This is a genomic window from Neorhizobium phenanthreniclasticum (assembly GCF_040066075.1).
In the GTDB taxonomy this organism is placed as follows: domain Bacteria; phylum Pseudomonadota; class Alphaproteobacteria; order Rhizobiales; family Rhizobiaceae; genus Neorhizobium; species Neorhizobium petrolearium.
In genome coordinates, this window is the sequence record NZ_JBEAAL010000005.1 from 16517 (window position 1) to 35000 (window position 18484).

Below are 18484 nucleotides of genomic sequence, written 5' to 3' on the forward strand. Positions count from 1 at the left end.
TAAAGCGGATGCTGTACCGAATTCAGCAGGCAATACGAATCCGACTATCGGAGGTAGATCATGACCGGCAAGCTTCCTGCGAACGCTCTGCTCGCCGTCCTATGCTCGTCTTGCGCTGCAACTGGTAGTAACGGCACCTATGAAATCCCGGCCTATTCCTACAATACGGGGGGTGGCTGTGATCGGGGCGCTCCCGCGGGAAAGCTCGACCGTCCGTGCAACGTCCCCGTCCTCGGCTACCATGGCTTTGTTGATCCCACTATCGGCATCCAGTCGGGAGCGCCCGGAGGTTTCGGTCTCTAGTCTCCGCACCCCTCCGGCGAAGAGCAGCTAGCTCTCATCTGCAAACGTGGGTTCGAAACCCGATTTCCAAACGAAGTCTGGCGCAGTCCAATCACCCGAATACCTGTCTGGTGGTAGCGTGATCTGCGCTTTCAACAGCGTCCGCCGCCGGCCGCCTCGTGGAACCTTTTCCGCAAGGCGAAAAATTCCGGGACACGGTTGTCGGATCTTGTGCCGTTTATACGTCCTAGGTTCAACATCGGATGCGATGTTGTTCAAGACCCAAGGGAGACAGGAAAATGAATGCCAATGCCGCCACGCACTCGCTGCAGCTCGTTCGTGAAATGGACGTCCCGGCCGACAAGCTCTACAAGGCCTGGACCACGCCCGAGCGGATGGGTGAATGGTTCTGCCCGAAACCATGGAAGGTTACCGAAGCCCGTATGGACATCCGTCCCGGCGGATCGAGTTATATCCTGATGGAAGGGCCGGAGGGCGAGAAGATCCCCAATTACGGCATCTATCTGGAAGTCGTTCCGAACAGGAAGCTCGTCTTCACCGATGCCTATACGAGCGCCTGGGTGCCGTCCGAAAAGCCGTTCATGACCGCTGTCGTCGAGTTCGAGGATCTCGGCGACGGCCGCACGAAATATACTGCGACGGCCTTGCACTGGACGGAAGAGGACAGAAAAGCTCACGAGGAAATGGGCTTTCATGAAGGCTGGGGCATCGTTGCCGGCCAGCTCGAAGAGATCGCCAAGACATTCTGAGATTGCCTGAAATGCGAATCGAATCGAGGGGATGGCGCCATCTCCTCGATTTTTGATTCAATCTGCGGCAGTCCCTTTTCAAAGGTATGCCGCGGTCAGAGCGAGACCTCGTCCAGGCGACGGCGCAGTCGGGGTGCTGCAAAATCGATGAAGCTGCGCATCTTGAAGGGCAGTGTTCCCTGCATCTGGTGCAGCAGGTAGACGGGCAGCGCGGGCGGTTCGAAATCCGCGAGCACGACCTGCAGCAACCCCTCCCTGACGGGGCCGGCGGCCTGGTAGGAGAGGACGCGGGTTACGCCGACGCCGGCGACCGCCGCGTCGAGGGCTGCTTCCGCTGTATTGACTGAAAGCCTCGTCCGGACTTCGACACTCTGCTTGCGTCCCTTGCCGGACCGCGTGAAGGCCCATGTCATCGGTCCCAGCGCATCGAAGCTGACACCGGGCTTGCCCGCAAGGTCGTTCGGGCTGGCGGGCAAACCGTATTTTCCGAAAAACGCCGGACTGCCGCAGACAACGCGGCGAACCTCGCCGGCCTTTGTCGCCACCATGGAACTGTCGGGGAGCCGGCTGATCCGCACGGCAAGATCGACCTGGTTCTCCAGCAGGTCGATATTCCGGTCCGAAAGCACGAGCCGGACGTTGATTTCCGGATAGAGCGAGAGGAAATCGTTGACGACCGGCAGGACGTGAAGCCGTCCGAAGACGACCGGCGCGGTGACGACGAGATCGCCGCGCGGCGCGCTCTGCTCTCCTGCCGCCGTTCGTTCCGCGTCGCCCACCTCGTCAAGAATGCGTTTGCAGGATTGGAAATAGGCGCTGCCGGCATCGGTCAAGGCAAGGTGCCGGGTCGTGCGGGCAAGGAGCCGGGTGCCGAGATGGGCTTCCAGTTCGGCAAGCTTGCGGCTGACGGTCGGCAACGGGATGTTCAGCTTACGGCTCGCCGCCGTAAGGCTTCCCGTTTCCACCGCCGCCACCAGGATAGACATCGCTTCGAACCGGTCCATGATCCTCTCATTTTTCGAGACAATATCTTTCGAGAATAGGAGATTATGCGAAATTTCAAAAGAAGCTATCTTCAATGCATTCCACATCCCGGCGGCGGGATGCTATGGCGTCTGCCAAGGAGATGACATGGCTTACACATTTCTCGACCTTGTCTCGACGCCGAGCGTCAAGGCGGCCCAGGAGGCCAATGGCAGCCGGGATTATTTCGAGGTCGCCGGCAAGGACCGCAGCTTCGACCGGTTCACCCCGTCGGAAGCCGCATTCATCGCGGCGCGCGACAGTTTCTATATGGCGACAGTCTCCGAAAACGGCTGGCCCTATGTGCAGCATCGCGGCGGGCCGGCGGGTTTCCTGCAGGTCCTCGACCCGACGACATTCGCCTGCGCCGACTTCCGGGGCAACCGCCAGTACATTTCCGTCGGAAACCTCGGGGCCGGCGATCGGGTGTCGCTCATCCTGATGGACTATCCGAACCGCAGCCGTCTGAAGATCTTCGCCCATGCCGAGATTTCCACCGATCCCGCAATCCTCGCCAAAGTGGCGGTGCCGGGTTATCGGGCGAAGGTGGAGCGAGCGCTGGTGTTTCACCTTGAAGCCTTCGACTGGAACTGCCCGCAGCACATAACGCCGCGCTTCACCATGGCCGATATCGAAGAGGGCATTGCCGCCCTGCATCAGAGGATAGCCGTGCTCGAAACCGAGAATGCGGCCCTGAAGGCCAACACACTTTCTGCCAGCGCCCATTCCCAAGGAGAATGACATGGAATCCGCCGATCGTCCGCCGCTGCCGCCGTTCACGCTCGAAACCGCTGCCCAGAAGGCGCGGCTCGCGGAAGATGCCTGGAACAGCCGCGACCCCGCCCGCGTGGCGCTCGCCTATACGGCGGACAGCGAATGGCGCAACCGCGCCGAGTTCATCAAGGGGCGTGCCGAGATCGAAGCCTTCCTGACGCGCAAATGGAAGCGGGAGCTCGATTACAGGCTGATCAAGGAGATCTGGGCCTTTCACGAGAACCGCATCGCCGTCCGCTTTGCCTATGAATGCCACGACGACAGCGGCAACTGGTTCCGCTCCTACGGCAACGAGAACTGGGAGTTCGATGCACACGGGCTGATGCGCCGGCGGATCGCCAGCATCAACGATGCGCCGATCATCGAGGCGGAGCGCAAGTTCCACTGGCCGCTTGGCCGCCGGCCGGATGACCATCCGGGGCTGAGTGCGCTCGGTTTGTGAGTTTTTCGCAGCCGCGCCACCTTTGCGACCGGGGGGCGGTTGCGCCTGCCGCTATCCAATCCATCGAACGATTCCTTCGAAAGATTAGCGTTTGCGTGAAAGGTGTCCCGTCACTATCTGACGGACACATTCTCAAGGCATCAATCAAACGGATCTTTCGACCATGGAACTCGGCCTGCATACTTTCGGTGACGTCGATGCAACGGCGCTCGACAAGGGCGCAGAAGGCGCGCGCCGGATCAGAAACCTCCTCGAGGAGATCGAGCTTGCCGATCAGGTGGGACTCGATGTCTTCGGGCTCGGTGAGCATCACCGGCCGGACTATGTGATTTCCTCGCCCGCGACGGTTCTCGCCGCCGCGGCTGCCCGGACGAAAAACATCCGCCTGACAAGCGCCGTCTCCGTTCTTTCCTCCGACGATCCGGTGCGCGTCTTCCAGCAGTTCGCAACCCTCGACCTCATCTCGAACGGTCGGGCTGAGATCATGGCGGGCCGCGGCTCGTTCATCGAATCCTTCCCGCTGTTCGGCTACGATCTCGGTGATTACGACCAGCTTTTCGAGGAAAAGCTGGACCTGCTGCTCGCCATCCGGGACACGGAAATCGTCACCTGGGAAGGCGAGAAGCGCGCGCCGATTCACGGCCGCGGCGTCTATCCGCGCCCATTGCAGGACCCGCTGCCGGTGTGGATCGCGGTCGGCGGCACGCCGCAGTCGGTGGCGCGGGCAGGGGCTTATGGCCTGCCGCTTGCGGTCGCGATCATCGGCGGCGAGTATCCGCGCTTCGCTCCGTTCTTCAACCTCTACCGCGAGGCGGCGCGGCGTGCAGGCCACGATCCGGCGGTGTTGAAGACCAGTATCAACGTGCACGGTTTCATCGCCGACACGACGGAAGCCGCCGCCGACCAGTTCTACGGCCCGCAGGCGGAGGTGATGAACCGCATCGGCCGCGAGCGCGGCTGGGGACCGACCAGCCGGGCGCATTTCGACCAGTCGCGCTCTGCCCTCGGCAATCTCTTCGTCGGCGAGCCGGAACTGGTCGCGGAAAAGATCGTCGCGGCGCACAAGGTATTCGGCATGGACCGGTTCCTCCTGCAGATGGCGATCGGGCCGATGCCGCACGATCAGATCATGCGCGGCATCGAACTCTACGGCACGAAAGTCGCCCCCATTGTCAGAAAAGAATTAGGGGTCGTCAGAAAAGAATTGACGGGCTCGGCCGATGGCGCGAAACCGGCCGCTCAACAGGCATAAGGAACGGGCAGGCCATGGTCATCTCCACCGAACACGAACTCGCGAAGCTGAAGGACATCGGCCGGCTCTGCGCGCAGGCGGTGGAGACCATGGCCAAGGCGCTGGAGCCCGGCATCACGACCCGCGAACTCGACGATATCGGCCGAAAGATCCTGGAGGATAACGGCGCGCAGTCCGCGCCGGAGACCTGCTACAAGTTTCCGGCGGCGACCTGCATCAGCGTCAACGAGGAGGTGGCGCACGGCATTCCGGGCGGCCGGGTGATCAAGGCCGGCGATCTAGTCAATATCGACGTGTCGGCGGTGAAGGACGGGTTCTTCGGGGATACGGGCGCTTCTTACGCCGTGCCGCCGGTCAAACGCGAGATCGAGAAACTCTGCCGTGACGGGCGGCGGGCGCTGTGGACCGGCCTGCAGCAGGTCAAGACCGGCAAGCCGATCGCCGGCATCGGCAATGCGATCGGCGCGTTCGCGAAGAAGAACCGCTATACGCTGATCACCAATCTTTCGAGCCACGGCATCGGGCTGACGCTGCACGACGAGCCGAAGGAAATTCCGACCTGGCCCGATCCCGGCGAGAGGCGCGTCATGCAGGAAGGGCTGGTCTTCACCGTGGAACCCTTCCTGTCGCTCGGCGCCGACTGGGCCGAGGATGGCGGCAACGGCGATGTCTGGACGCTCTACAGCGATCCACAGGCGCCGACCGTCCAATACGAGCACACGGTGGTCGTGACCCGCAACGGACCGGTAATTTTGACGCTGGCTGCGTAGGTGGGCGCGTGCCTTCCGTTCCTACCGCTGGTCCCTGCGTAAGGTCGGCCTGCTGCCACACCGTTCTATGGAAGTCGCAGCATATCTTGGAGGATGTTACTGCTCTGACTTCCAAACCCTTATGAATCTCGCCGAGAAGGAGAAACAATGAGCCAGTTCGAGACTTATTATCTGGTCACTCCACTGATCGGGTTGGCTATTGTCAGCGGTATCTTCGCCTATCGTCACTTTGCGCAACATCGTTGAGGCCAATCGAAGTCCGTCCTTCAGGGGACGACGGGAAAGGCCTTCGTTCCCGCAAAAGGCCCACACCTCCCGGTCTCAGATCAGCCTGTTCTTTTCCGACAGAACATCAACGCGGCGATAGAAGGCATCGGCGCGTTCCTCATGCAGGTGAGCCACGAGCCGGCGCTTATTGACGCGGGCGGCGCTCTCCATCAATTGCGCGAAGGCGGCATACCCCACATGGTCAGCCTTGCGCAACTGGGCGATCAGCGGATCGACAAGCACTTCCGATAGGGTCAGATCCTGTTCCATGGCTCAACCTCCACGGCCCCGATGGTAACTATGGGCAGGAGAGTGTGCTTCATTCATGTCAGCAACAAGACAAAAGTCGCATTGCACCGCATCAAATCGTTGCGGCAACTGCGTGATAATTCGTTATCAGCGTTCTTCATCGCAGCGATGACAATTCCTCATTTGTCTGTTTATGCTGCGGCTGCGATAAGAGCACCATGCTGCAGATGAACACGAGCTATTCCGGCAGGCCTCTGCTGATCGGCTTTGCCGGCGCCCTTGCGATGGCCGCGGCCATGGGGTTCGGGCGCTTCTTCTACACGCCGATCCTGCCGGGCATGATGACGGGCATTCCGCTTTCGGCAGCCGATGCGGGTACTATCGCCGCCGGCAATTTCGCCGGTTATCTGGCGGGCGCGATCATGTCGGCCTACGGATGGGCGACCGGGCGCGAGCGGCAGGTCGCGCTTGGCGGCTTGCTCGCGACGGCGATCCTGCTGGCGGCCATGGCCGCGACGACATCGGTCTTCGCCTTCACCGTGATTCGGTTCCTGGCAGGCGTCGCGAGCGCGTTCTCGATGATTTTTTCCTCGTCGATCGTGCTGCCTTATGCCGCCGGTCGTGACAATGTGAATGTGCTGCATTTCGGAGGTGTCGGCCTGGGTATTGCGCTCTCGTCGGCATTGGTACTCGCCGTCAACACGATGGCCGGAGACGGCGCGCATGGCTGGCGTCTGAACTGGATTGCCGGTGCCGCCATCGTGCTCGTCGCGCTCGCCGTTGTCTTCTGGCTCCTGCCGCGGCCGACCTTCGGCAAAGCCCCGGTCGTCGAGCCGCCACTTGAATGGCGCATGCCGCTCACGCTGCTTACCGCCTCTTACGGGCTGTTCGGCTTTGGCTACGTGATCACCGCGACCTTTCTTGTCGCCATTGCGCGGATGGGGGCGGCGGGGCCGATCGTCGAATTCCTCGCCTGGTTCCTGACGGGCACGGCGGCAGCGGTTTCGCTCATTCTCTGGCGGCCGGTGGTCAAACGGCGCGGGCTCGGCAAGGCCTATGTCGCCGCGCTTGCGGTCCAGGCGGTCGGCGTGGCGGGCTCCGTCTTGCTGCCGCCCACGGCCGGCGCGCTTGTCGGAGGGCTCCTGCTCGGTGCGACCTTCATGGTCGTCACGGCTTACGGGCTGCAGATTGCCCGGACGTTGTCTCCTGAAAGCCCTCGGCGGGCGCTCGCCTTCATGACGGCCGCCTTCGGCACCGGCCAGATCATCGGCCCGCTGGTGGCGGGTTGGGTGGCGGAACGGACCGGCAGTTTTGCCGCTGCGACTCTGCTTGCCGCAGCCGCCCTTGTCGTCTGCATCCTGCTCGCTCTGCCGGTTTCCCGGCGGCCGGAATGAAAACCGGATTACGGTTTTCCGTCCGCGCAATTACCGTTGCCTGAACACGCGGTTACAATTGTGTAACGATGGCGTGCGGCCATTGCCGCTCTCTTGGAACTGCCTTAGTTTCGCGCTCTACAGTCGCTCCCGACCTTCAGAGATCTCGAACTCAGGAAAGCCAAAGCTCCGTGTTCCACTCCTTCTTCCCCCGACCGAAACCGTTTTTCATCTCGGCCTTGTTATGGGCCATCGTAGTCATAGGGTCCTGGTATGCAGGTGGAAGCGCAGTCGGGCCAGCCATCGGTTTCGCTCCGCGTGATGCAAATGCAGCCGTGGACGTCTCGCTTTTCTGGTCGGGGCCGTTCCTTTGGTTCTATTTGTATTACGCCGTGGCCACTGCGATCTTTGCTGCCTTCTGGTTTTTGTACGCGCCTCATCGGTGGCAATATTGGTCGGTGCTGGGAAGCGCACTGATCGTATTCGTTACCTATTTTTCTGTGCAGGTGAGCGTGGCGTTCAATGCCTGGTACGGTCCTTACTACGACCTGGTTCAGCAGGCGCTTGCGAAAACCGCCCCCGTTACGGCAGAGCAGCTTTATACCGGGCTTCTAGGTATCACCGGTATTGCCTTTGTCTCCATCACCGTCAGCGTGCTGAACCTTTTCTTTGTCAGCCATTACATCTTTCGTTGGCGCACGGCGATGAACGACTTTTACATGGCGAACTGGTCCAAGCTGCGCCACATCGAGGGCGCCTCGCAGCGCGTGCAAGAAGATACGATGCGCTTTTCCTTGACTGTCGAGGGACTTGGCGTTGGTTTCGTCAGGGCGATTATGACGCTGATCGCCTTCATGCCGGTGCTGTTTTCCTTCTCAAATACGATCAATGAACTGCCGATTGTTGGCGAAATCCCACATGCGCTGGTCTGGGCGGCGATCCTGTGGTCGCTGTTTGGTACTCTTTTCCTGGCGTTGGTGGGAATCAAGCTGCCTGGCCTGGAGTTCCGCAATCAGCGCGTCGAGGCCGCGTACCGTAAGGAACTGGTGTACGGTGAAGATCATGAGGATCGCGCCCAACCGGCGACCGTGGCGGAGCTTTTCGCGAATGTGCGGAAAAACTATTTCCGTCTTTATTTTCACTATCTCTATTTCAATATTGCCCGCTTCTTCTACCTGCGTGCGGACGATCTCTACAGCCTGCTCGTGCTGATCCCGTCCATCGCGGCCGGGAAAGTTACGCTGGGCATCTTTACCCAGGTAGGCAATGTCTTCGATCAGGTGCGTACATCATTCCAATACCTCATCAATTCCTGGACGACGATCGTCGAGCTGATGTCGATCTACAAGCGTCTCAAGGCCTTCGAAGCGGCGATTTATGACGAGCCGCTGCCGGAGATCGACAAGCATTATCTGGAGCGCGAGGCCGAAGTCGGCGAGCTTGCGGCCGACCGGCCGTACTGACCCTTTCTCAACGCAGCACGTTTGGCCGCGCCGGATGTCATGTCCGGTGCGGTTTGGGTGGGAAAAGGGCAGGCGGGCATTTCAAAGGCATTGGGCATTCAGGCTTTCCGCCTGCCCCGATCGCGTTTTGCGGTTTTGAAAGAGGTGTCAGTTCTTCCGCTGCCGCCTGGCACGACCATCACCGGAAACCGGACCCTTCGAGCCAGATGAGGAGGCCGGTTCTAGAACCCGGTTTCCCATCCGATGACGGAAGTGATTATGGCGCAGGTCCGAAGCGCGGGGATAAGGCGGGGAAATGAAGGCCGCTAAGTGGTTGAGGGATTGAGGGAAGATCTTTCGCAATGATGATCCATCCTCTCTCCCGGCAGGCAGGGAGGGGCGTCCTGAGATCAAAGTCCCGATGTCTCCTGTCGCTTGCCGCGTTCCTTGAGCATCCTGATTGCCTCTGAATAGCTGACGCAGGCGACGTCCTGCTTTCCGCAGACGTCCGTCACCAGCCGCTCCATGGCGCGCCAATAGGCACCGCCGTTCATCTCCACGAAATGCAGGCCGATCTGGAGCGGGATGCGATTGCCTTCATATTGCCGGTCGAAGGCGGCCCTGAAGGCCGAATAGGCGCGTTCCTCGAACTCCCCCGAACGGCTCGGGTTCTCGATGCCGGCCGAATGACGAATGAAGAGATTGTAGTCCATCGCAATGATCGGCCGGTTCGATGGTCCTTCGGGGATGAGCGGCAGGCCGAAACGGATGAGGCCATCCTTTTCCTCCGGCATGGCAGGGCCTTTGGTGACGAGGCTCGCGTCATATCGGAAACCGGCCTTCCTCTCCGCCTCGACCAGGCCGGGGCTGACGGAGAAATAGGGCGCGCGGAAGCCGGGGACGTCGTTCTTAACGAAATCCTTCCAGCCGGCCGGTTCCTCGGCCTCCGCGCCGGCGATTTTCCAGGCATCGGTCAGAACATTGTGAAAGGTCGTGAATTCGGTCTCCCAATCGGCCGCCGCCCAGTTCTTGCCGTCGAAATGGCCGCAGGTATGGCTCGATATGTCATGGCCTTCGAGATGCGCTTGCCAGACGTGAGCAAGCCTGCCGCGTGCCTCCTCCGCGGTTTGAGCGAAACCGATATTGGACTTGCCGGGCCTCTGGTGCGGCCCCTGATAGCTCTTCGCATTGGCACGCTCGATCACCAGCGTGCAGGAGAGAAAATAGGTGAAATGCGCGTTGGTGCGTTTGGCGAGATCGCGGCTCCTCTGCCAGAGATCGTTCGCCCCCGCTCCATCGAATGATATCATCACCAGCTGCTTCGGTTTTTCCGTCGCGTCAGCGCCCCAGGAGGGTAGCGAAAGGCAGAGGGCGAGGGGAAGGGCGGAGAAACGCATCAATGAAACCTGAATCACACGGAAAGGAAGCTTGCTTCATGAAGACCGAATGAGGCGAAGCTTTGAACAGGCCACTCCGGGACATCATCGTTAACAAGCTTTCCGAGATTTGTGAGAAGGGCCTTACATCTTCGGGAAAATAGGCTAGAAGGCGCTTTCTTCTTGAGATTGAGGCCGCCGGGCCGGAGACTTTGATGACGCAGCACGACGACAGCTTTATCCGCGAGGTGAACGAGGAGCTTCGCTCCGATCAGGTGAAATATGCCTGGAAGCGCTTCCGGCCTCTGGTGATCGCGATTGTTGTGCTGATCGTCGGGGGCGCCATTGCCAAGGAGAGCTACGAGTGGTGGGATACGCACAGTTCCTCCCAGTCCGGCGACAAATTCCTGGCGGCGCTGAAACTCGCGTCGGAGAACAAGCAAGACGAGGCGCTTGCGGCTTTCGAGGCACTGGAGAAGGACGGTACCGGCGCCTATCCGGTGCTCGCCAAGATGCGCGCCGCCTCCGTCCAGCAGGCCAAGGGCGACACGGCGGCTGCCATCGCAGCTTTCTCCGAGGTCGGCAAGGACGGGCAGGCGCCGCAGGCGATGCGAGACCTTGCCAAGATGCGCGCCGCCTGGCTGCTCATCGATACCGGCACCTATGAACAGGTTGCGGCGGAAGTGGAATCCATGGCCGTCCCGGCCAACCCGCTCGCCAATTCCGCCCGCGAGGCGCTCGGGCTTTCCGCCTACAAGGCCGGCGACATGAAAAAAGCCAAGGAATGGTTCCAGCAGATCGCCAACGACGCTGCAGCGCCGCGCAACATTGCAAACCGCGCGCAGATCATGCTCGACAACATCACCGCCTCCGGCAAGGCATCGTCTTAATTCTTTGCCTGCAGGTCTTTAAGGAAACAGGATGAGCTTTACCGTCGCCATCGTCGGACGCCCGAATGTCGGCAAGTCCACGCTTTTCAACCGGCTGGTCGGAAAGAAGCTGGCGCTTGTCGACGATACGCCGGGCGTGACCCGCGACCGCCGGCCCGGCGACGCGAAGCTCGTGGACCTGCGCTTCCGCATCGTCGATACGGCCGGTCTCGAAGAGGCGGGCCCCGAGACACTCCAGGGCCGCATGCGGGCGCAGACCGAAGCGGCGATCGACGAGGCGGACCTTTCGCTTTTCGTGGTCGATGCCAAGATGGGGCTGACGCCGGTCGACCAGGCGCTTGCCGAGATGCTGAGAAAGCACGGCAAGCCGGTGGTGCTGGTCGCCAACAAGGCGGAAGCACGCGGGTCCGATGCTGGTTTCTACGACGCGTTCACGCTTGGCCTCGGCGAGCCAGTGCCGATCTCTGCCGAACATGGCGAAGGCATGCTCGATCTGCGCGACGCCATCGTGGAGGCGATCGGCGAGGACAAGGCCTTTCCGGAACCGGACGAGGAGGCCGAGACGAATGTCGATCTGCCCGTGGCGGGTGCGGAAGGCGGCTCCGACGAGGAGGAGGTCGAATCTGCCTATGACGAGACGAAGCCGCTCAGGGTGGCGATCGTCGGGCGGCCGAATGCCGGCAAGTCGACGCTGATCAACCGCTTTCTCGGCGAGGACCGGCTTTTGACGGGGCCGGAAGCCGGCATCACCCGCGACTCGATCTCGGTTGAATGGGACTGGCGCGGCCGCACCATCAAGATGTTCGATACGGCCGGCATGCGCCGCAAGGCGAGGGTGCAGGAGAAGCTCGAAAAGCTCTCCGTCGCCGATGCGCTGCGCGCCATCCGCTTCGCCGAGACGGTGGTGATCGTTTTCGACGCGACCATCCCCTTCGAGAAACAGGACCTGCAGATCGTCGATCTCGTCATCCGCGAGGGCCGCGCGGCGGTGCTCGCCTTCAACAAATGGGACCTTGTCGAGGATGTGCAGGCGACGCTCGCCGACCTGCGGGAAAAGACCGAGCGGCTGCTGCCGCAGGCGCGGGGCATCCGCGCCGTGCCGATCTCCGGTCAGACGGGCTACGGCCTCGACAAGCTGATGCAGAACATCATCGAGACCGACCGGGTGTGGAACAAGCGCATCTCGACCGCGAAGCTCAACCGCTGGCTCGACAGCGTGCAGGTGCAGCACCCGCCGCCGGCGGTTTCCGGTCGCCGTGTCAGGCTGAAATACATGACGCAGGTCAAGACCCGCCCGCCGGCCTTCATGATCTCCTGCACGCGTCCGGAGGCGCTTCCGGAAAGCTACGTGCGCTATCTGGTGAACGGCCTGCGCAACGATTTCCAGATGCCGGGTGTGCCGATCCGGGTGCATTTCAGGGCCGGCGAGAACCCGTTCGAGGGACGGAAAAAGAAGCGGTAGGCCTCAGGCTCCCGGACCTTCGCCAACGGCGGCACTCCCAAGGTCAAAACAGGGGCATGCCGTTCATGTCTGGTTAAACGAATCGTGCTGCTATGACGCCATGTTTTGAAGGGATTTCACATGGTCAGCGCTGTTTCATCCTCTACCGCCTCCACAGTTCTTAGTTCCTCCTCGTCCTCTTCCGTGAATGTCTCGGAAATCGAGGCTCAGATCGCGGCGAAAAAAGCCGAGCTCGCCGAGGCGAAGGACGAAGATACGAAACAGTCGGTCCAGAGCGAGATCAACGCGCTGGAAGCTCAGCTCGAAAGTCTGCAGGCCAGCACTTCCAACGAGCAGGCGTCGAGCGCCGGAAACCAGCTTTCCGGTGAAAGCGGCCGTATCGGTTCCGCCAATTTCGACGAAGATACCGAATTCGGCGATCGCATACTCTACGCATGATATCCCAAGGCTTGCCGGAAACCCGTGCAAGCCGCAAGGAACGAAAGTTGCCGCCCGATGGGCGGTGGTGGGCACTTCAGCGTGCAGGGATTGCATTCACGGGCACGACGTGATCGACTGCGACATTATTTCGCGGCAGGGGAGTCGCCGCGCGCTGGAGGAGAAATTCATGATCGTCGTCGGCCTTCTGGCATCCGTCTGCCTTGCAATCGGCAGTATCGCTTTTTTTGTCTGGCGCGACAGAAGGGCCGGCTGACTGCCGGACGGCTCAGGCCGTTGACGGTCTGGCGCCGGTCGATGGGCCTTTGATCATTGGCCGTTGCCCCTGAGCGATCATCACGTTGTTGAGGAACTGCTTTGATGCCGCTTCCCAGGTGAAGTTGCGGGCAAGCTTTCGCGCATTCTCGCGGGAGCATTTCAGCGCCGCAAGGCAGGCCTCGCGCAGATCCTCGTTCAGCGCTCCGGCGCCTGATCCTTCCTCGATGATATCAATCGGCCCGGTGACGGGATAAGCGGCGACCGGAACGCCGCTTGCGAGGGCCTCCAGGATCGTGTTGCCGAATGTATCGGTCTTCGATGGGAAGACGAAAACATCGGCCTGTGCATAGGCGTGGGCAAGCTCGTCACCCGTCTTCATGCCGGTGAAGAGCACGTTCGGATACCGTTTCTGAAGATCGGCGCGGGCAGGGCCGTCGCCGACCACGACCTTCGAGCCGGGCAGGTCGATGTCGAGAAAGGCCGGCAGGTTCTTTTCCACTGCCACCCGGCCGACCGTCAGGAAGATCGGGCGCGGCAGATTGAACGGGCGCTCATCGAGCTCCATCGGATGGAACACGGTCTGATCGATGCCGCGGCTCCAGCGTAAGAGGTTCTTGATGCCGAGTTTGGAAAGTTCGCGTTCCAGGCTGGCGGTCGCCACCATGCAGCCGTTGCCGGCATTGTGGAACCAGCGCACGAAGGCATGAAGCCAGCGCAGCGGAACCGGGAAACGGGCGGCCACATATTCCGGGAACCGCGTATGGTAGCTCGTCGAGAAGGGCACGTGCTTCTTCAGGCACCAGCGGCGGGCAAGAAGCCCGAGCGGGCCTTCCGTGGCGATATGGACGGCAGTCGGCTGCGTCGCCTCGATCGCGGCCGCCACGCGGCCATAGGTGGCGATGGAGAGCCTGATTTCCGGGTAGGTGGGGCAGGGGACGCTGGCGAAATCCTGCGGCGTCACCATCATCACCTCGACACCCATGCGATCGAGTTCCCGATTGGTATTCTCGATGGAGCGAACGACGCCGTTCACCTGAGGATACCAGGCATCCGTCACGATGGTGATTCTGGTCATGCAAGGCCCAGCCCGGTTGCCGGTCCGCACACGACTCAGGCGCGCTGCGGACATGTCTCGCCCTCTATCGTAAAGGATTGTTACAGGAGGATGAAGGGGCGGCGGAGGCTCTCCGATTGAACGGCGACCTGATTGGTGGGATGCTCGAAACGCAAGGAGGGCGTGTCATGGTGTCTTCGACCATCGAGCTTCGCAATGTAGCAGGTACGGAAGCGGCAATGGGTTGGGCCGGCAGCCATACGCTTGTCGTCGATCGCCCTGAGGGAAAGGCGGGAGGACTGGGCCTCGGTTTCAACGGGGCACAGCTTCTGGCATTGGCGATCGGTGGCTGTTTCTGCAACGACCTGCGTTATGTGGCGCACGACATGGGCATCGAGATCGACGCGATCGCCGTCCGTGTCACCCTGGAGTTGGACGGCTCGCCGCTTATCGCGACCCGGGCTGATCTTGATGTCACCTGCACGTCCCGAGACCGCATCGATACGAGTGCGCTGATCGACCGTGCGCGGCGAGTTTGCACCGTCGCCAACTCCGTCATGCGCGGCTTTCCGGTTTCGTTCCGGACGGCGGACCAGTCACCCCGGCAGTAACGCCGGGCTGATCAGCGCGCCATGGTGGCCGATAACGACGGAAGCGATGCTCGCGCCATAGGTCGCGGCTTCCGCAGGCGAGACGCCCCGCACGAGGCGCGACAGAAACGCGCCGTTGAAACTGTCCCCGGCGCTGGTCGTGTCGACGATCTGCAGGGTCGGTACAGCCGGAACGTGGATTGCCGTGGAACCGCTAAAGCTCAAGGTAATGCCCTCAGCGCCATTCTTCACGACGACGTTTTCGACGCCCAGCGCATGATAGCGGGCGATGGTATCGGTGACGGTCGCATCGCCGAAATGGGTCGCCTCGTCGTCGAAGCTCGGCAGCACCAGATTGGCGGCACGGGCGCCGGCCTCGATCGTCTTCAGCATTGTGTCCCTGTCCGTCCAGAGGCGCGGTCGGATGTTCGGATCGAAAGCCACCTGTTTGCCCGCCGCCTTGGCGCGGCGCAGCTCTGCAAGCAGCGTCTCGACCGCTTCCGGCGCAAGGATGCCGAGCGTGATGCCCGAGAAATAGATGATGTCGGCAGCCTCGATTGCTGCCCGGAGATCGTCTGGATCATCGGCGAGCTTCCTTGCCGCCGCCGTATCGCGCCAGTAGCTGAAGGTGCGTTCGCCGTTCTTCAGCGTGATAAGGTAAAGGCCTGGCGTCTTGCCTTCGATACGGCGGATATGGCCGGTGCCGATGCCGGCCTCCTTCATGAAGACGAGCATTTCCGACGAGAGCGGATCGTCACCAAGCGCGGTGAAATATTCCACCGTCCACTCTGCCGGAAGGCAGGCACGCGCATACCAGGCGGTGTTGAACGTGTCACCGGCAAAACCCTTGCGCAGCAGTCCTTCGCCTGCCTGCGACAGTTCCACCATGCATTCGCCGATCGAAAGAAGCCGCCCGCCCATTTTCGTTCCCTCCGGTATCTCGACCAAGTCGCATAGGCCGAAGTGCCGAAGATGGCAAGAGCGGTCAGGGCCTTGCTTTTGCGTTGTCTTTTGTTCCGGGGGCACTAGGTTGGGCGGGAACAAAGGAGAAAGGAGAGTCGAGACATGGCGACTGAAGCGGTGAGCAGAACCGACGCGAACTGGTGGCGCGGCGCAGTGATCTACCAGATCTATCCGCGTTCCTTCCAGGACACGACCGGCGATGGACTCGGCGACATCAAGGGGATCACCGCCCGTCTGCCGCATATCGCCTCCCTCGGCGTCGACGCCATCTGGCTGTCGCCATTCTTCACTTCGCCGATGGCCGACATGGGATACGACGTGTCCGATTACTGCAATGTCGATCCGATGTTCGGCACGCTGGCGGACTTCGACGAGATGATGATCGAAGCCCATCGGCTGGGGCTGAAAGTGATCATCGACCAGGTCATCAGTCATACGTCCGACCGGCATCCCTGGTTTGTCGAAAGCCGCTCAAGCCGCACCAATCCCAAGGCGGACTGGTATGTCTGGGCCGACCCCAAGGCGGATGGAACGGTGCCCAACAACTGGCTTTCGATCTTCGGAGGCCCCGGCTGGGAATGGGACGGAGTGCGCAAGCAATATTACATGCACAACTTCCTGATCTCCCAACCGGACCTCAATTACCACAATCCGGAGGTCCAGGAGGCGGTGCTGGACACGGTGAAGTTCTGGCTGGACCGCGGCGTGGACGGGTTCCGGCTCGATACCGTCAACTACTATTTCCACGACAAACAGCTCCGCAACAATCCGCCGATGGTCTATGACACCGAAGGGGCGGGCATGGAGACGGACACCAATCCCTATTCCATGCAGAATCACCTCTATGACAAGAGCCAGCCGGAAAACATCGGGTTCCTGAAGCGGTTGAGGGCGTTGCTCGACAGCTACGAGGGGCGGGCGACCGTGGGCGAAGTGGGCGATGGACCGCGTTCACTGACGACGCTGGCGATCTATACGAGCGGCAACGACAAGCTGCACATGTGCTACACGTTCGATCTGCTCGGTCCGGCCTTCTCCGCGGCCTATATCCGCAAGGTGATGACGACCGTGCAGGACACGGTCACCAACGGCTGGGTCTGCTGGGCCTTTTCCAACCACGACGTGGTGCGGCATGTCACCCGCTTCACCGAGGTGCCGGAAGAACAGGACCGCGTCGCAAAGCTGTCGATCACGCTTCTTTCGGTGCTGCGCGGTTCGATCTGCCTTTATCAGGGAGAGGAGCTGGGGCTGACAGAGGCTGAACTTTCCTACGAGGATCTGCGCGACCCCTATGGCATCCGCTTCTGGCCGGCCTTCAAGGGACGCGACGGATGCCGTACGCCGATGGTATGGGAGGCGGGTGCGCCGCATGCCGGTTTTACGGAGGGAGCCAAGACCTGGCTGCCGGTACCGCGCGAACATGCCGCGCGCGCCGTCGACGTGCAGGAGGCCGATCCGGCTTCCGTGCTGCACCATTACCGGGCGACGCTTGCCTTCCGAAAGGCGCATCCGCCGCTCACTGACGGTGACATGACTTTCCTCGACACCAATCAGGACCTGCTCGCCTTTGTGAGGGAGAAGGGTGGTGAAAGCCTGCTCTTCGTCTTCAATCTGACACGCATGCCGCAGGATTACACGCTGCCCAAGCGGCTCGGCGATTGCCTGCCGGTATCGCCACCTGGCTTTGCGTCGCGGCTTGAAAAGGGCGTGGTGAGGCTCGATGCCCTGGACATGTTCTGCGCGCGGGTGTGATCAATCTTTATGTGAATGTCGTCATACCAAAACGGGCGGCCGCCTTTGACGGCATGCATCAAGCCTGCGCGTAATGCGCAGGCTCGCTTCTCAGCCGCGCTATGTCCTTGATCGGCGGGGCGCCGAAGAGGCGGCGGTATTCGCGGCTGAACTGCGAAGGGCTGTCATAACCGACGCTGTGGGCGGCAGTCGCGGCATCCATCGCGTTGCCGAGGATCAGCCGGCGGGCCTCCTGCAGGCGAAGCTGCTTCTGGTATTGCAGCGGGCTCATAGCCGTCACCTCGCGGAAATGCTGGTGCAGCGAGGACGTGCTCATGCGCGCCTCCGTGGCGACCTGCTCGATCGAGAAGGGAGCGGCGAAATTCTGGCGGATCCAGGCGATCGCACGGTTGACCTGCTGCAGCCGGCTTTCCGGCGCCAGCATCTGGCGGATCATCTCCGCCTGACCACCGCGCAGCATGCGGAACATCAACTCGCGCTCGATGAGCGGCGCAAGAAAGGCGATCTCGTCAGGCCGGTCGAGGAGCTGCGCCATCCGGATCGCGGCGTCCAGGAATTCCTGCGTGGTTTCGCAAACGCCCACACATTTGCAGGGGGACGCGGATGAGCCGAAGGCATGCGGCATCTCGACCAGCATGTCGCTCAGGAGCTTCATGTCGAGATCGAGCCGGAAGCAGAGATAGGGCTTGTCCTCGCTCGCTTCGATGACCTGTCCGGTGACAGGCATATCGGCCGAGACGACCAGATACCGGCCGGGGCTGTAACGGAAGATCTGATCCGACAGCATGACCTGCTTTGCACCTTGCGCGATGATGCAGACCGATGGCTGATGGATGGCATGCAACGGCTCGGTCGGCTTCGATATGCGGATGACCGAAAGGCGCGGGATGGCGGTTTCGAGAACGCCATCGCTTTCGGTGTTTTGTGCAATCAGTTCGGCAAGTTTGGCGATCTTGTCCATCCGGTGGCTCTCTCTTGTTCTGGAAATACCTGAATCGGCGGCCCTGCTTGTCGGGCGCAAAGTCCATATGGGTGGCGTGCACGGCCATTTCAAATC

Annotated in this window: 19 protein-coding genes; 13 read left to right on the top strand and 6 right to left on the bottom strand. The window is 61.4% G+C overall.

The features are described 5' to 3' along the window. Positions 1-60 precede the first annotated feature (60 nt). Positions 61-303 carry a hypothetical protein gene (locus ABK249_RS08975; protein WP_348862638.1) on the top strand — a complete coding sequence of 81 codons (243 nt, stop codon included), beginning with the start codon at positions 61-63 and terminating at the stop codon, positions 301-303. A 278-nt stretch (positions 304-581) separates the two neighbouring features. Further along, positions 582-1052: an SRPBCC family protein gene (locus tag ABK249_RS08980; protein WP_348862639.1), complete on the top strand. Its 471-nt coding sequence runs from the start codon at positions 582-584 to the stop codon at positions 1050-1052. 95 nt (positions 1053-1147) lie between these two features. On the opposite strand, the gene ABK249_RS08985 is transcribed toward ABK249_RS08980, so the two are convergent. Continuing rightward, positions 1148-2056 (bottom strand): LysR family transcriptional regulator, encoded by a 909-nt coding sequence (locus ABK249_RS08985; RefSeq protein WP_348862640.1) that lies wholly within the window; start codon positions 2054-2056, stop codon positions 1148-1150. Between the two features lie 127 nt (positions 2057-2183). On the opposite strand from ABK249_RS08985, the gene ABK249_RS08990 reads away from it, so the two are divergent. The 4 genes from ABK249_RS08990 to map all read left to right on the top strand — a co-directional run bounded on the left by ABK249_RS08990 (position 2184) and on the right by map (position 5313). Then, the gene (locus ABK249_RS08990; protein WP_348862641.1) at positions 2184-2816 is read left to right on the top strand and encodes a pyridoxamine 5'-phosphate oxidase family protein; all 633 of its coding nucleotides are present in this window, start codon (positions 2184-2186) and stop codon (positions 2814-2816) included. A gap of 1 nt (position 2817) precedes the next feature. After that, positions 2818-3291, top strand: coding sequence for a nuclear transport factor 2 family protein (locus ABK249_RS08995; RefSeq protein WP_227703313.1), 474 nt, complete (start codon positions 2818-2820; stop codon positions 3289-3291). Positions 3292-3454: 163 nt separating this feature from the next. Then, positions 3455-4543 carry an LLM class flavin-dependent oxidoreductase gene (locus tag ABK249_RS09000; protein ID WP_348862642.1) on the top strand — a complete coding sequence of 363 codons (1089 nt, stop codon included), beginning with the start codon at positions 3455-3457 and terminating at the stop codon, positions 4541-4543. Positions 4544-4557: 14 nt separating this feature from the next. After that, positions 4558-5313 (top strand): type I methionyl aminopeptidase, encoded by a 756-nt coding sequence (map, locus tag ABK249_RS09005; RefSeq protein WP_037148171.1) that lies wholly within the window; start codon positions 4558-4560, stop codon positions 5311-5313. 321 nt (positions 5314-5634) lie between these two features. On the opposite strand, the gene ABK249_RS09010 is transcribed toward map, so the two are convergent. Further along, positions 5635-5850 carry a hypothetical protein gene (locus ABK249_RS09010; RefSeq protein ID WP_037148169.1) on the bottom strand — a complete coding sequence of 72 codons (216 nt, stop codon included), beginning with the start codon at positions 5848-5850 and terminating at the stop codon, positions 5635-5637. A 197-nt stretch (positions 5851-6047) separates the two neighbouring features. Between ABK249_RS09010 and ABK249_RS09015 the strand changes: the two genes are divergently transcribed. Together ABK249_RS09015 and sbmA are read left to right on the top strand one after the other, a co-directional pair. Then, complete coding sequence (locus tag ABK249_RS09015) at positions 6048-7223, top strand: YbfB/YjiJ family MFS transporter (RefSeq protein WP_348862643.1); 1176 nt, start codon at positions 6048-6050, stop codon at positions 7221-7223. Between the two features lie 170 nt (positions 7224-7393). Beyond that, the gene (gene sbmA, locus ABK249_RS09020) at positions 7394-8665 is read left to right on the top strand and encodes a peptide antibiotic transporter SbmA (protein ID WP_037148167.1); all 1272 of its coding nucleotides are present in this window, start codon (positions 7394-7396) and stop codon (positions 8663-8665) included. A 389-nt stretch (positions 8666-9054) separates the two neighbouring features. Here the strand turns inward: sbmA and ABK249_RS09025 are convergent, their stop codons facing one another. Further along, positions 9055-10041: a polysaccharide deacetylase family protein gene (locus ABK249_RS09025; RefSeq protein ID WP_348862644.1), complete on the bottom strand. Its 987-nt coding sequence runs from the start codon at positions 10039-10041 to the stop codon at positions 9055-9057. A gap of 194 nt (positions 10042-10235) precedes the next feature. Between ABK249_RS09025 and ABK249_RS09030 the strand changes: the two genes are divergently transcribed. From ABK249_RS09030 to ABK249_RS09040, 3 genes are all read left to right on the top strand, one after another. After that, entirely contained in the window at positions 10236-10910 is a 675-nt protein-coding gene (locus ABK249_RS09030; RefSeq protein ID WP_037148165.1) for a tetratricopeptide repeat protein, read from the top strand. Positions 10911-10941: 31 nt separating this feature from the next. Beyond that, positions 10942-12372 carry a ribosome biogenesis GTPase Der gene (gene der / locus ABK249_RS09035; protein WP_348862645.1) on the top strand — a complete coding sequence of 477 codons (1431 nt, stop codon included), beginning with the start codon at positions 10942-10944 and terminating at the stop codon, positions 12370-12372. Positions 12373-12492: 120 nt separating this feature from the next. Further along, on the top strand, positions 12493-12810 hold the full coding sequence (locus tag ABK249_RS09040) for a hypothetical protein (RefSeq protein WP_227703308.1): 318 nt from the start codon (positions 12493-12495) through the stop codon (positions 12808-12810). Positions 12811-13078: 268 nt separating this feature from the next. On the opposite strand, the gene ABK249_RS09045 is transcribed toward ABK249_RS09040, so the two are convergent. Next, positions 13079-14143 (bottom strand): glycosyltransferase family 4 protein, encoded by a 1065-nt coding sequence (locus ABK249_RS09045; protein ID WP_348862646.1) that lies wholly within the window; start codon positions 14141-14143, stop codon positions 13079-13081. Positions 14144-14310: 167 nt separating this feature from the next. On the opposite strand from ABK249_RS09045, the gene ABK249_RS09050 reads away from it, so the two are divergent. Further along, a complete protein-coding gene (locus ABK249_RS09050; RefSeq protein WP_037148157.1) occupies positions 14311-14733 on the top strand; it encodes an OsmC family protein in 423 nt (140 codons plus the stop codon). On the opposite strand, the gene ABK249_RS09055 is transcribed toward ABK249_RS09050, so the two are convergent. Further along, positions 14719-15633, bottom strand: coding sequence for a sugar kinase (locus ABK249_RS09055; RefSeq protein WP_227703305.1), 915 nt, complete (start codon positions 15631-15633; stop codon positions 14719-14721). The two genes, ABK249_RS09050 and ABK249_RS09055, sit on opposite strands and share 15 nt — an antisense overlap. 144 nt (positions 15634-15777) lie before the next feature. On the opposite strand from ABK249_RS09055, the gene bglA reads away from it, so the two are divergent. Next, a complete protein-coding gene (gene bglA / locus ABK249_RS09060; protein WP_348862647.1) occupies positions 15778-17427 on the top strand; it encodes a beta-galactosidase BglA in 1650 nt (549 codons plus the stop codon). A 58-nt stretch (positions 17428-17485) separates the two neighbouring features. Here bglA and ABK249_RS09065 read toward each other — a convergent pair whose 3' ends face one another. Further along, a complete protein-coding gene (locus ABK249_RS09065) occupies positions 17486-18388 on the bottom strand; it encodes an AraC family transcriptional regulator (protein WP_227703303.1) in 903 nt (300 codons plus the stop codon). Positions 18389-18484 lie beyond the last annotated feature (96 nt).

Excerpts from the sequence above, each read along its gene's own strand:
- ABK249_RS08975 (WP_348862638.1), top strand. The coding sequence starts at position 61 with ATGACCGGCAAGCTTCCTGCGAACGCTCTGCTCGCCGTCCTATGCTCG.
- ABK249_RS08980 (WP_348862639.1), top strand. The coding sequence starts at position 582 with ATGAATGCCAATGCCGCCACGCACTCGCTGCAGCTCGTTCGTGAAATG.
- ABK249_RS08985 (WP_348862640.1), bottom strand. The coding sequence starts at position 2,056 with ATGGACCGGTTCGAAGCGATGTCTATCCTGGTGGCGGCGGTGGAAACG.
- ABK249_RS08990 (WP_348862641.1), top strand. The coding sequence starts at position 2,184 with ATGGCTTACACATTTCTCGACCTTGTCTCGACGCCGAGCGTCAAGGCG.
- ABK249_RS08995 (WP_227703313.1), top strand. The coding sequence starts at position 2,818 with ATGGAATCCGCCGATCGTCCGCCGCTGCCGCCGTTCACGCTCGAAACC.
- ABK249_RS09000 (WP_348862642.1), top strand. The coding sequence starts at position 3,455 with ATGGAACTCGGCCTGCATACTTTCGGTGACGTCGATGCAACGGCGCTC.
- map (WP_037148171.1), top strand. The coding sequence starts at position 4,558 with ATGGTCATCTCCACCGAACACGAACTCGCGAAGCTGAAGGACATCGGC.
- ABK249_RS09010 (WP_037148169.1), bottom strand. The coding sequence starts at position 5,850 with ATGGAACAGGATCTGACCCTATCGGAAGTGCTTGTCGATCCGCTGATC.
- ABK249_RS09015 (WP_348862643.1), top strand. The coding sequence starts at position 6,048 with ATGCTGCAGATGAACACGAGCTATTCCGGCAGGCCTCTGCTGATCGGC.
- ABK249_RS09025 (WP_348862644.1), bottom strand. The coding sequence starts at position 10,041 with ATGCGTTTCTCCGCCCTTCCCCTCGCCCTCTGCCTTTCGCTACCCTCC.
- ABK249_RS09030 (WP_037148165.1), top strand. The coding sequence starts at position 10,236 with ATGACGCAGCACGACGACAGCTTTATCCGCGAGGTGAACGAGGAGCTT.
- der (WP_348862645.1), top strand. The coding sequence starts at position 10,942 with ATGAGCTTTACCGTCGCCATCGTCGGACGCCCGAATGTCGGCAAGTCC.
- ABK249_RS09040 (WP_227703308.1), top strand. The coding sequence starts at position 12,493 with ATGGTCAGCGCTGTTTCATCCTCTACCGCCTCCACAGTTCTTAGTTCC.
- ABK249_RS09045 (WP_348862646.1), bottom strand. The coding sequence starts at position 14,143 with ATGACCAGAATCACCATCGTGACGGATGCCTGGTATCCTCAGGTGAAC.
- ABK249_RS09050 (WP_037148157.1), top strand. The coding sequence starts at position 14,311 with ATGGTGTCTTCGACCATCGAGCTTCGCAATGTAGCAGGTACGGAAGCG.
- ABK249_RS09055 (WP_227703305.1), bottom strand. The coding sequence starts at position 15,633 with ATGGGCGGGCGGCTTCTTTCGATCGGCGAATGCATGGTGGAACTGTCG.
- bglA (WP_348862647.1), top strand. The coding sequence starts at position 15,778 with ATGGCGACTGAAGCGGTGAGCAGAACCGACGCGAACTGGTGGCGCGGC.
- ABK249_RS09065 (WP_227703303.1), bottom strand. The coding sequence starts at position 18,388 with ATGGACAAGATCGCCAAACTTGCCGAACTGATTGCACAAAACACCGAA.